The organism is Acidovorax sp. CCYZU-2555, assembly GCF_018413525.1.
In the GTDB taxonomy this organism is placed as follows: Bacteria; Pseudomonadota; Gammaproteobacteria; order Burkholderiales; family Burkholderiaceae_C; genus Comamonas.
Genome location: NZ_JAHCDD010000006.1, coordinates 107,118 through 118,290, shown reverse-complemented (window position 1 = coordinate 118,290; position 11,173 = coordinate 107,118). Strand labels below are relative to the sequence as shown.

Annotated in this window: 11 protein-coding genes; 2 read left to right on the top strand and 9 right to left on the bottom strand. The window is 59.6% G+C overall.

The window, feature by feature from the left end; genetic code table 11:
- Positions 1-1,074 (top strand): PIG-L family deacetylase (locus tag KHY18_RS03700; protein ID WP_213294443.1); only part of this gene is annotated, 1,074 nt, incomplete at its 5' end.
- On the opposite strand, the gene KHY18_RS03695 is transcribed toward KHY18_RS03700, so the two are convergent.
- The 9 genes from KHY18_RS03695 to KHY18_RS03655 form a co-directional block, all read right to left on the bottom strand.
- Entirely contained in the window at positions 1,071-2,150 is a 1,080-nt protein-coding gene (locus KHY18_RS03695; protein ID WP_213294442.1) for a glycosyltransferase family 2 protein, read from the bottom strand. The genes KHY18_RS03700 and KHY18_RS03695 overlap by 4 nt on opposite strands.
- Positions 2,151-2,154: 4 nt before the next feature.
- On the bottom strand, positions 2,155-3,510 hold the full coding sequence (locus KHY18_RS03690) for a DUF2142 domain-containing protein (protein ID WP_213294440.1): 1,356 nt from the start codon (positions 3,508-3,510) through the stop codon (positions 2,155-2,157).
- Positions 3,507-3,830, bottom strand: a complete 324-nt coding sequence (locus KHY18_RS03685) for a hypothetical protein (RefSeq protein WP_213294437.1) — start codon at positions 3,828-3,830, stop codon at positions 3,507-3,509. Before KHY18_RS03685 ends, KHY18_RS03690 begins: the two co-directional genes overlap by 4 nt.
- Positions 3,831-3,933: 103 nt before the next feature.
- Entirely contained in the window at positions 3,934-4,896 is a 963-nt protein-coding gene (locus tag KHY18_RS03680) for a lysophospholipid acyltransferase family protein (RefSeq protein WP_213294435.1), read from the bottom strand.
- Positions 4,893-5,636 carry a hypothetical protein gene (locus tag KHY18_RS03675; RefSeq protein ID WP_213294433.1) on the bottom strand — a complete coding sequence of 248 codons (744 nt, stop codon included), beginning with the start codon at positions 5,634-5,636 and terminating at the stop codon, positions 4,893-4,895. Before KHY18_RS03675 ends, KHY18_RS03680 begins: the two co-directional genes overlap by 4 nt.
- Positions 5,637-5,692: 56 nt before the next feature.
- Entirely contained in the window at positions 5,693-6,655 is a 963-nt protein-coding gene (locus KHY18_RS03670) for a GNAT family protein (protein ID WP_213294432.1), read from the bottom strand.
- Between the two features lie 54 nt (positions 6,656-6,709).
- Positions 6,710-7,933 carry an ABC transporter ATP-binding protein gene (locus KHY18_RS03665; RefSeq protein ID WP_213294431.1) on the bottom strand — a complete coding sequence of 408 codons (1,224 nt, stop codon included), beginning with the start codon at positions 7,931-7,933 and terminating at the stop codon, positions 6,710-6,712.
- Entirely contained in the window at positions 7,923-8,726 is an 804-nt protein-coding gene (locus KHY18_RS03660; RefSeq protein WP_213294430.1) for an ABC transporter permease, read from the bottom strand. Before KHY18_RS03660 ends, KHY18_RS03665 begins: the two co-directional genes overlap by 11 nt.
- Positions 8,727-8,745: 19 nt before the next feature.
- Positions 8,746-9,408 carry a Crp/Fnr family transcriptional regulator gene (locus KHY18_RS03655; protein ID WP_213294429.1) on the bottom strand — a complete coding sequence of 221 codons (663 nt, stop codon included), beginning with the start codon at positions 9,406-9,408 and terminating at the stop codon, positions 8,746-8,748.
- Positions 9,409-9,816: 408 nt separating this feature from the next.
- On the opposite strand from KHY18_RS03655, the gene KHY18_RS03650 reads away from it, so the two are divergent.
- Positions 9,817-11,136, top strand: a complete 1,320-nt coding sequence (locus KHY18_RS03650; RefSeq protein ID WP_213294427.1) for a FecR family protein — start codon at positions 9,817-9,819, stop codon at positions 11,134-11,136.
- The last annotated feature ends 37 nt before the right edge of the window (positions 11,137-11,173 follow it).

Genomic DNA, 11,173 nt, shown 5'->3' with positions numbered 1-11,173 from the left:
GCAATTGCGCTGTATGCCCAGCAAGCCGTAGCGGTGCATGTGCACATACTCACGGATGGCGGCGGGTATGCGCCGCAGGCGCAGCGCGCGGCCATCCGCGCCACGCGCCACGCGGAGTCGCGCCAGGCCCTGGCCGGTCTGGGTGATGGCATTGACTGCGAGTTCGGGCCCTACCAGGATCGTGGGCTGCTCACGAAAAGCGGTCTGATCGCGCATATGGTGGCGCTGCTCGAGCAGTATCAACCTCAAATAGTGATAGCGCCTTCGCCCTGGGAGATTCATCCTGACCACCAGGCTTGTGCGCGTGCGGTCGCGGCGGCGGTGATGATCTGGCGGCGCAGGGCTCAGGCCGATGTGGGGCTGATGCTTTATGAGATAGGCAGCCCTCTGCGCGCCAATTTGCTGGTGGACATTACTTCGGTGTGGGATGCCAAAGAACAGGCCATGCAAAACTTTGCATCGCAGCTGCAACAACAGGACTACATTCGCCATGTCCAAGGCCTGAATTCCTATAGAACGTACACCTTGCCGCGCGAGGTTCGCTATGCGGAGGCCTATCACTATTTGGCGGCTGACGACATCGCCGCGATGGGCAACGGCGAGGACCTTATTCCGACGGCCCGTAATCTCGCCGCCCAGTACGTGGACCGCTGGGTCGAGTCCGCGCTGCAAAGCGCCAGTGTGCATGCCGAAGGCCTGCAGCAGGCCTTGCTGGCGCAAAAAGAGCACGGCAGGCAGCTGGAGATGCAGCGCGATCAGCGCGCGTTGCAGCGCGAGCAGGAAAACCTGCAGTATCACCGGGACATTCAGTGGCACCAGCAGGAAATCCAGCACTACATCCAGCGTCATCAGCAGGAAGTCGAGCGACTTGGTGGTGAAGGCCGGTTGCTACAGCAGGAAATCGAGCGCCTGCAGCAGCATGTGCTGGCGTCCGAAGATGCCTTGCAGCAACAGCGGATCGACCATGAGCAGCAATTGCTAAAAACGCTGCAGGTGATCGAGGCCTTGCACTCATCCCACTCATGGCGCATGACTGCACCCTTGCGTGCGCTTGTGCGCTGGTTCCGGCGTTAGACCAGTCGAAACACCGGCAAACGAGTGTTGCTGACCGGCGTGTCGGGCCCTATGCGGGCGTAAAGCGGCCCTGAGCCCAGGCGCTCTGTCAGGTGCACGGGAATTTCGGCCCAGGGGCCTCTGCCCAGGCAGCCTAATGCGGGAATCAGCAAAGCCGATGGGCTGATCTCCAGCAGCCAGCCGTTTTGCCATGCGGGGGGCACCTCAAGGGCCGGGCTGCTGTTGTCATGTTCCTGGCAGTCCAGGGGGGCGGCGAGCGGGGTCGCCTGCATGCAGCGCGCCGTTCTCTGCTGCCATGCGCCACGCCCGGCGAAATGCTTGTCGATGTAGATCTGCTTGGACTTCTCCATGAACTCCACCTTGGCCGATGTGTGCTCCCATTCATGCAGCACATAGGCGTCGGGCACGATGCCCAGTTGCCAGCCGGCTTTTTTGAGGCGCCAGCACAGATCCGAATCTTCGTAGTACATGAAAAAGGCCGGGTCGAACGCGCTGCCGTTTTGCAGCGCCGCGGATCGACGCAGCAGCATGGCGCCGCCCGACAGGGCCCGCTGGGGGATCAACTGCGCGCTGTTGTCGGGCCGCCAGATGCGCAAGGCCAGATTGCGGTAGGCATTGGACATCTTCGCGGCTACCTTGCGGCTGCGCCAGGCCTGCTCGATACACCACATTTCCACTCCTGATGGCAGCCAGGCGGGTGGCAGCTTCCAATGCCCTGCGGGCTCCCAAAGCTGGACCGGGCTGACGGCTCCGAGTGCGGGATTGCTCGCCAGTGCGGCCTGTAACTTGTCCATGCAACCCGCCCGCACCTGGGTATCGGGATTGAGCAACATGATGAATTCCGCCTGCGTGCTCGAGATACCCGTATTGCAGGCCGCACCAAAGCCGGTGTTGCAGTCATTGGTGATGACTTTGACACGGCTGTCCAGCACCTGGCGCAGTTGTCGGCTTTCTTCCGCGTCCATGCTGTTGTCAACAACAATGACTTCCATGTCGGGCCGGTCGCGCAACAGGCTTTCGGCCGCTGATTGGACCAGCCGGTGGCCAAAATAATTAACAATGACGCTGGCTATCATGGGATCAATAAATGGAGTAACGGCTTTGCAGCGCGCTCAGCAGAGCGTAGGCGCTGAAAGCGAAAAATACCGATAGAAGCAGTTGATTGGCAAACGATAAAGTGCGTGATTTAACGTCGATCATGCCGTTAAACGCATAGGCCAGCAGCAGGGATGGAACAATGAAATATCTTCCCTGTATGCCATGCACAATCGTTGCCGGGTGCGGCGTCCAGGAAATGAGCAGAGCGGTAAAAATTGCCAGTACCGAGAGCAGGGCAGTGCCGAAAAGAGAAGATCGTGCGATGGAATTGTTCTGGGCTGTGGCAAAGATATTGAGCAGCACAAAAAGGACCAGGCATGCGGAAAACGCTGCGTATTGCCAAAGGGGCAGTGAAGTGTCAAGCCATCCAAGCTTTCCAATGAAGGACTGAAGATAGAAGTCCATCATGTCCTTGTTGGTGACAGTGCTGAACAGCACTTCCATGAAATTCATCGGGTGGATGAGGTAATACTCAAGCGTCTCCAGAGAAGAGATGTCCCTGGGGATTCTATTGTCCACCGTGGTTTTTATGGAAAAAACAATCCAGAACAATGTAAAGCCAGAAGAGAGAAGGCTGAGTGCAAGGAACTTGCGATTTCTTTGCTGAAAAGCAATAATAAAAAGCAGTAGAAGAAGCGGTGCCAGATGAATTCTGGTAGTTGCAATCAGAACTAGAAGAAACGCCAGCAGGTAAAAAGCTCCGTGCCGGTGCGTTTTCGACTGGAATGAGAGAAACAGACTGATGGCGATCAGGCTCAGACTGGTGGTGAGGCCATCGAGCGTTGGCGACAGCAATTGAAAAATACTCATCGGAAGCATGAGTATACCGAGCGCGAGAATGCCTGGGCGGTGAATGGAGAACGCAAAAAGCGTCAGTGCGATGGAGATCGCCATGACGAAAATTCTCGTCAAGTAATATGTGTGATGTATGGAAAGCTGGGCCATTTCTCCTAGCTTGATCGCCAGTGCATGCGGCAAGTAAATCAAGGGGAGATAGAAGCCAGTCCCTGGTATTTGCATGAATGACCGGCTTTTTGCGTCGCTCCATTCAAGGCTTTTCAATCTGTCTTTTTCTTCCTGTGTCAGCTTGATTTCCGGGCGTCCAGATAGTTGCATGTGTCCCTGAATGAAATCACGCAGGCCATCATCCACATGACCTCCAGACATCAATCCCTCAGGGCTAGTCAGCAACATATCGCCGTGTGAGACAAGGTAGGCCTTGGCAAAATGCTGATTCTCATCCGGAGACTGCATGGGGGGTATGAAATACGATCCCCCGACAGCCAGTAAAATAATGATGAAATACTTGAGGAGAAAGTTTGAGTCAAGAATTTTCATGCATGGCCTCCCGGTAGGAAGGCATAAATTCCCGGTGTGTTCTCAGTCACTCTTGGGGTGCCGTGCCTGGAGTTGGGGCCGCCCTGAAACAAATGTGTGGATTTGGGGAGGGTGAAGAGAAATAAAGCCACGATAGGATGGAGGAAATCGAAAAGACTTTTTCTCGAAATTAACGTCCAGAATGCTGTGAATAAACCATGGAGGGAAAGTGCGATCCACAAGGAAGTATTTCGCAAAAACAGCAGAGAGATGGATTTATTGTTGTTGATGTTTGGTTCTACAGTTTTTAAAGAAATATGTTCTTCTGGCCGTTTTTTCATGGTTTTCCAGGAGTTTTCGGGGAATATTCTTTATTTTCAGATTGATTTTCGATTTGCATGATTCGAATTCATGTACGGCTGCATTCCACATGCGGAGCGATGCTCAATCTGGCGATGATGTCGGCTTTTCTTCTGTATCCTTGGGCAAGGCATGCAGCAGATCGCTGGCCAACCATCCTCCCGGATGGCTCATGATGTTTTCAGTGAAAAAATCATAAATACGCTGAATGGTGTCAGGGTCTTGAGCGGGTGCCGGCGGGAGAAAAACTATCTTGTAGTGGCCTTTGCGCACAGGAATGCATAAATACGCACCGATATCGCTATCTGTACGCTGGGCAATTCGCAAGGCACCGCCTGCGATCTTTCGTGCAGCACCCAGAAACCGCACCGTCATGGATGCGCCATTGGGCAAAACCGGGGCATCCGCCAGGACCACCAGCATCTCCTGGCGCTTGAGCATCTCGTAGAAAGGGCGCAACCCTTCTTCCATGTTGATGACCTTGCCGCCGTTCAAATACTGCTCCAGCCCGCGGTACTTGGCGTGGAAATGCCGCTGTACGGCCTCGTCCACGCGCGGGTCCTGAGTTACCGCCGACGACATGGCATTGACCGTTTCTCCTGAGCGCGCGAGGAAACTGGCGCCGAGGAAAAAGCTTTCAAAATGCGGCGTCAGCATCACCAGTCCACGGCTGCGATCACGGCAATAGTCAAGCGCGTTGGGCGGATCGAACTCGCAGGTCAGCTCCGCGCCCCGGCCGGCACTCATCCAGCGCGCTTCGAATTCATCCATGGCCTCGGCCATGAAACGCTGCCTGCACCAAGTCTCCCGCTGTGCCTCTGTGGCCTCGGGTGCGAGCTCTGCATAGGCAATGCGCGTTTGCTTTTGTATGTGGCGAAAGCCCAGCGCCATCGTGCGCCAGTCGCGCCCCGTGGCGCCGTTGAGCAGGCCGCGCCAGCGTCCCAGCGTATAGGCCGTCTTCAGCGGCAGGCGCACCATCAGTGGCAGCGCATAGGCGAAGTCCAGGTGATGCAGCCACCGGGCCACTTTCCATAGATATTTCTTCACGGTGCGGCAGTGGTGATGCTGTCGACGAAAGCCGCGACATCGCCGGCCTGGTGGATTTCAAAGCAGGGCGTCTTGACCGGCAGGCGGTGGGCCCACTTGTGTTCGAACGCCTGTGCGTTCTTTTTGATACGTTCGATCAGGCCCGCTGGCATCACGCCATGCGGGGGCGTATCGGACCAGTGCTCACAGAAAGCATCCAGCGCGGCGGCGCACAGGCCCGCTTCCTGTGCCTGCAGCACCAGATCGGTGGCATAGAAATCAAATCCCATCGCCGGGTCCATGCGCAGGCCTGAATTCACGCGCACGGCTACCAGCAGCTCGTCGAGGCTGTCGACCAGGCAGGGCAGGGCAGCTGACTCCTGCAGCAAAAGACCGCGGTCCAGCACATGGCCGGCACGAACGCTTTGTGCGCCCACGCCGCGCACGCCGTATACCCCGGCCACGGCCAGCGTGGGCCACTGCGCACAGGCGTCGCTCAATGCCTGGCGGAACAGATTTTCCCAGCCGGGCGGAAAGTGCACATCCTGGTGCACCCACACCAGCCAATCGGCACCTTGCACCGCCTGTGCCTGCAGCGCCGGATTGAAGGCCGCAGCCGCCGACGTGCTGTTGAAATAGGCCGACCAGGGCAGGCCGCCGCGCTGCAGGCAAGCCGACTGCGCCAGGCGCTGCTGCAGCACATCAAGGCGGCTTACGCTGGTAACGACGGCAATGGAGGGGAGAGGAAGTGGCCTGGACATGTATACGCGGGAAGAATGTGAAAATGGGCGCCATGTGCTGGTGCCCGACCTCAAGGCTAGAGGAAATCGGTATCCCCTGCCATCACCCAGAGCTTCAGCGCAGGCAATTGCTGCGGCGTTATGTCAGAGGGCGTGAGAATGCATATTTCAGCGGCTGGCGCCAGATATCCGGGTTGCGTGCTGGCCAGCAATGCAGCCACGGCCGGGCTGGCCCAGGCTGTCATGGTCGCTGCGCCGTCCTGGTCCGCGATCTGCAGCGCGGCCAGACAAGCCTGCGCCAGATGGCGCACAGGCCCGACCCAGTCGATCCATTGCACGGTTTCCCCGGGGTGTGATGGCTGCGAAAGCACGATCACACCCAGCGGGTGCAAGTCCCAGATACGCCGCAGCGTGAACATGCGGTAAGACTTGTCAGGGCGCTGATTGAAGCGCCATGAAAAGTAATCGGCGTCGCGTATGCCAATGGTGAATTCCTGCGCTTCGCGCTGCATGGCCTGCCAGGCCCTGTCGACCGTGGCGCGAAAATGGGGCGCGTGCGCAGCCAGTAGCGTCGTCTTCCAAAGCCACTGCGGGCCGGCGCGAGGCTTTCTCTGCGCGACCTGCCATTGCAGGTGCGGCACATTGCCGCCGTCCCAGCTCAGGCCCTGCTTGATGTGAAGCCGCGCGGCGCGCGCATGCGTGAAACCGAAACCCACCTTGTAGGGGTGATTCTTGCCAAGCCTTGTGGTGTACAGATGCTCGCAAGCGTACCAAAACGGGTTTTTTCGGGTGAGAACGCCGCGCCATTCGGGGCTGACCATCAAGTCGCCCACCTGCAGGAAATCCGCTGGCTGACCGTGGTGCAACATGCGCCGGGGAAAGCCGCCGCAATAGGCAATCAGGTCCTGCTTGTCATTCCAGATGCCGACGCCGTCGCCCTGGCCCTGGACATATTTCCATTCGAACCAGTCGCCTTGCAGTGCACTGCTGAAAATCTGGTGATGCAAGGCGAGCACATCGCCCTCATCGCCGTGGGCCATATCGCGCAACTCAAGCGGCTGGCCGGCAATCTGTAGATTTTGCGCCATCGCAAGTCAACGGTCGGCTGGCGCGGCGGCGGTGATCCAGTCGCGTGGAAGGCTCACAAAGCCCTGCTCGGTGCCTTCCTGGGTCACATTGAGGCGCAGGCAGTGCAGCACCTGGTCGTATGGATGCAAGCCATCCTCTGAAGTCAAAAAGCATGTCACCCAGTAGCTGCCCTTGAGCAAGGAGAATTTCTTGAAAAGAATGCTTGCCTGTCCCCGACCCTGGGCGTCCACGGGAACGACGACGCCATCGTTGACGGAAATGGCGCTGGTCACGGTGGTCCCATTCGCATCGGAAATTCCGATGGCGACTCCCGGGGCGGGCAGGTGCGGGTCGATTTCAAAGGAGATATCGATGGTCAGATCGGACTTCCCGGAAAGGACCTTGACCTCGCTGCCTTGCTCGGTCCTGGTGCGGGCCACGGCCTTGATGATGCGTCCCGTACCGCTGGGTGCGGGGGCGGCCGCGGCTTCCTGCTCAGGCGTGGGCGTGGTGGGCGCGTTCAGGCTTGCGGCATAGGCGCTGGTCACATCCGCGGCATTGCCGTCCATCTTCACGCGGCCTTTTTCCATCCAGATCGCGCGCGCGCACAGCGCTTCCACCTGGTACATGGAATGCGAGCAGAAGAAGATCGTCTTGCCGGCTTCCTTCAGGCGCATGATGCGGTCGAAAGACTTGCGGGCAAACGCGCCGTCACCGACCGACAGCGCCTCGTCGATGATCAAAATGTCGGGGTCGGTGCTGGTCGCGACGGCGAACGCCAGCCGCACATACATGCCGCTCGAATAGGTCTTCACGGGCTTGTGGATGAAGTCGCCGATATCGGCAAATTCCACGATCTCGTCCAGCCGCTGCTCTATCTCGTGGCGCTTCATGCCCAGGATGGCGCCGTTCATGAAGATGTTCTCTATGCCCGTGAAGTCGGGGTTGAAGCCCGCGCCCAGCTCGAGCAGCGCGGCCACGCGGCCCTGCACGCGCAGTTGGCCCGAAGAAGACGGAATCGTGCCGCACAGCAGCTGCAGCAACGTCGACTTGCCGGCGCCGTTGCGCCCGACCAGGCCCACGACTTCGCCGCGCGCCACCTGCAGGTTGACATCCTGCAAGGCCCAGAAAGATTGATCCTGGGTCTGCTTGCGCCCCCACAGCAGGCTCATCAGCCGGTCCGAAGGGTTGTTGTAGAGCGGATAGCGCTTGGACAGGCCGCTGGCGTCGATGGCGAAATCAGATGACATCGGAGAACCCCTCGCGCAGGCGATTGAATACCACGGCGCCGATCACGGCAATCAAGGTGCAGACACCGAAGCTCAGCGCGAACTGACCCCAGTCGGGCCACTGACCTTGCAGCAGCACCGTGCGCGTCTGCGTCATGATGGGCGCCAGCGGGTTGAGCCACATCCACTCCTGCACCTTGGCGGGCAGGACTTCGACGGGAAAGAAGACCGGGCTGATGAAAACCAGCGCGCTCATGGTCAGGCTCACGATCTGGCCGATGTCGCGGATGAACAGGCCCACGGCGCTCAGCAGCCAGGCCATGCCCAGGCACAGCGGCAGCAGCGGCAGCCAGACCAGCGGCAAGGCCAGCGCCGACAGCGGGATGCTGCCCAGGCCGATCAGGTGCAGTGTCAGCAAGATGCAGGCGCCGATCAGCAACTGCACGCCGGCGGAAAGCACCGTCGCCCAGGGCAGGATTTCCAGCGGGAACACCACTTTCTTGATCAGATGCGGCTGCTCCAGCATAAGGCTGGGCGCGCGGTTGATGCATTCCGCGAAGAAATTGAAGATCAGCAGGCCGGTATACAGCCGCAGCGCAAAGGCCAGGTTGCCTTCCTCGGGCGGAGCCCAGCGCACCTGAAAGATATGCCGGAACACCAGTGTGTAGATGGTCAGCATCAACAGCGGCGCCAGCAGCAGCCACGCCATGCCCAGCCATGACTGGCGGTATTTGGCTTCGATGTCGCGGCGCGCGAATTGAAAGATCAGATCCGAGTGGCCAAGAGGAAAGAAATAGGAAGTAAGCTTTTTCAAGGTTCAGGGTGGCTCAGGGTCAGGCTTTGGGCGGGGGCATGCGGCCCTCGGCAATATCCTTGATGACCACGGGGTCGATGATGATCAAGGAGTTCCCGTCGCGCACCAGGATGCGCTGGGTGAACAGCAGCTGAAAAGCCCGCGTCACGGTCTCGCGACTGGCATTGATCATGATCGCCAACTCCTGGTGGGTCGGGATCTGCTCGACAACCCGCTGGTTGTTGATCTGGCTGGACGGCAATTGTAAGAGCAGAACGCAAAGCCGCTGGAACGGGTTGGGCAGGCTCAGCAGCGTGCGCTGCGCCGTGACCTCGCGGATGCGCCGCGCCAGTTTCTGCATCACCGCCTTGGCCGCCTCCTGATGGCTCAGGATCACCTCACGCACTGTTTCCGCATCGAGAAACGCCACGGTCGACTTCATGGCGGCCACGACGAACTCCGCCGGCGGCTGGCCATCGACCACGGTCAGCTCGCCAAAATAATCTCCGGGATCGACGAAGTACAAGCCTACGCTGCGCCCATCCACGGTGAAGTCCAGGCCCTGCAGCCGGCCTTCCACCAGAAAGCCCAGCTCGAACACGCTTGCGTCTTTTGACAACACCATTGCCCGGCGCGCGAACGAGCGCAAGTTCATGCGGCTTGAAAGCTTTTCCAGCTCTTCACGAGTCAGCGACTGCAGCAAAGGGAACTGTGTCAGTAGTTGAACCGAAACGGGCATAGGGCGAGAGTGTATCAATCAGATTCAGGGGCCACTCTCAACGGCTTCCAAAATGCCGTCAGGTGCTCTGTTCTTCCCCCTGAATTCGCCATGAGGCGCGCGCTCATGCGCAATGTTCCTGTCAATATGCCGGGAGTGTGACTTTTTGTGCGCTTTCTGGCACGGGTGTCAAGACGGTGCGGACTTTTCCCTCTGGCTGCACTATGAGGCATTTGCGTCTGCGCGCGATTCGGTCGTTATGCCGGTAATGTGACTTTTTGTGTGATCCGGCGCACAGAAAGTTCTGGTCCACTCTGTGATACTAGCCAGAACTACGTTGGGGTATGCACTATGGCGATGAGCAAGGTACTGCGGTGTTCAGTGATCGGGGCAATGCTGGCCAGTGGCGCAGCTGCGCACGCGCTCACCGTTCAGCCCTTGGTCGCGCAGGCGACGATGGTCATCGGCCAGGTCAGTGTGGTGCATGCCGACGGCAGCGCTTCCTCCATGACGCGCGGCTTCGAAGTGCGCGTCGGCGACACGGTGCAAACCGAGCTGGGCGGCCATGTGCACTTGCGCTTCGTCGATGGCGGACGCATCAGCGTACGCCCTTCCAGCCGTCTGCAGATAGACAGTTATGGGTATTCGGAAACCGATACCCAGGCCAGCGCGATCAAATTCAAGCTCGAAGAAGGTGTCGTGCGCTCCATCACGGGCGAGTGGGGCGCGGCCGCGCGCCATCGCTTTCGCCTCAACACTCCCGTGGCGGCGATCGGCGTCAAGGGCACCGACTTCCTGGTCAAGGCCACGTCCGATCTGACTTCGGCTTCGGTGTTCACGGGCGCCATCTCGGTGGCCCCCTTGCTGGGCGCATGCGGCGCGGGTCTGGGCCCCTGCCAGGAGGGCCGTCTGCTGTCTGATGACATGAAGGGCCAGATGGTCGAGCTCGGGCGCCTGCAAAATGCGCCTCGCCTCGTGCCCCTGGCCGATCTGGCGGTGGCGTCGCTGCCCCAGCAGGCGGTCACGCTGGTCGAACGTCAGCCGCAGAATGTCGGCACGGCCGTCTTGCTTGCGGCCGCCGACAAACCGCTGCTGACCGAGGAACAGGTGGCCGCGGCAGTCAATACGCTCAAACCTCCGACGCCGCCCGAGCCCCAGCAGCCGACACTGCCAACGCTGCCCGTGCTTCCGCCCGAGCCGCCGGTCGTCAAGACCCTCAGCTGGGGGCGTTACTCCTTGGCGCAGTCATTGACGGGCGACAGTTTCAGCACGCAGATCGACGCTGCCATGCTGCAAGCGAGCGAGCGACTGGCCAGCAACGGTGTCTATGCGCTGTTCAGGCCGCTCGAGGACGGTAAGCCCGTGGCCTATGCCCCGGGCTCGGGCACGGCGCAATTTCGGCTTGCCGGCGCAGCTGCCAGTGTCGTGAGTGCGGGCAAGCCGGTGGAGCATGTGAGCGTGACTGCCGCGACCTTGGGTGTGAACTTTGACGCCAGCACCTTCGCCACGCGCCTTGATGTCCAGGGCGCGAACATGGGCTCCGATGTTGTCCAGGCTGTGGGTACCATCAGCAAAACCGGCTTGATGCGTTCGGTCGGCGGCAGCAGCATCGTGCAAGGCGGGCTCAGCGCCGATGGTCGCGAAGCTGGTTATCTTTTCCAAAAAGGCATATCTTCAGGAATATTGCAGGGTATTACCTTGTGGGGTCGCTGAAATGAAGCACTCCCTGAGCGGCTGTCGCCGCCCATGC

What these genes read in the sequence shown, in the direction of transcription:
- KHY18_RS03665 (WP_213294431.1), bottom strand. Translation starts at nt 7,933, where the DNA reads ATGTCATCTGATTTCGCCATCGACGCCAGCGGCCTGTCCAAGCGCTAT.
- KHY18_RS03685 (WP_213294437.1), bottom strand. Translation starts at nt 3,830, where the DNA reads ATGAAAAAACGGCCAGAAGAACATATTTCTTTAAAAACTGTAGAACCA.
- KHY18_RS03670 (WP_213294432.1), bottom strand. Translation starts at nt 6,655, where the DNA reads ATGGCCCACGGCGATGAGGGCGATGTGCTCGCCTTGCATCACCAGATT.
- KHY18_RS03675 (WP_213294433.1), bottom strand. Translation starts at nt 5,636, where the DNA reads ATGTCCAGGCCACTTCCTCTCCCCTCCATTGCCGTCGTTACCAGCGTA.
- KHY18_RS03650 (WP_213294427.1), top strand. Translation starts at nt 9,817, where the DNA reads ATGCTGGCCAGTGGCGCAGCTGCGCACGCGCTCACCGTTCAGCCCTTG.
- KHY18_RS03695 (WP_213294442.1), bottom strand. Translation starts at nt 2,150, where the DNA reads ATGATAGCCAGCGTCATTGTTAATTATTTTGGCCACCGGCTGGTCCAA.
- KHY18_RS03690 (WP_213294440.1), bottom strand. Translation starts at nt 3,510, where the DNA reads ATGAAAATTCTTGACTCAAACTTTCTCCTCAAGTATTTCATCATTATT.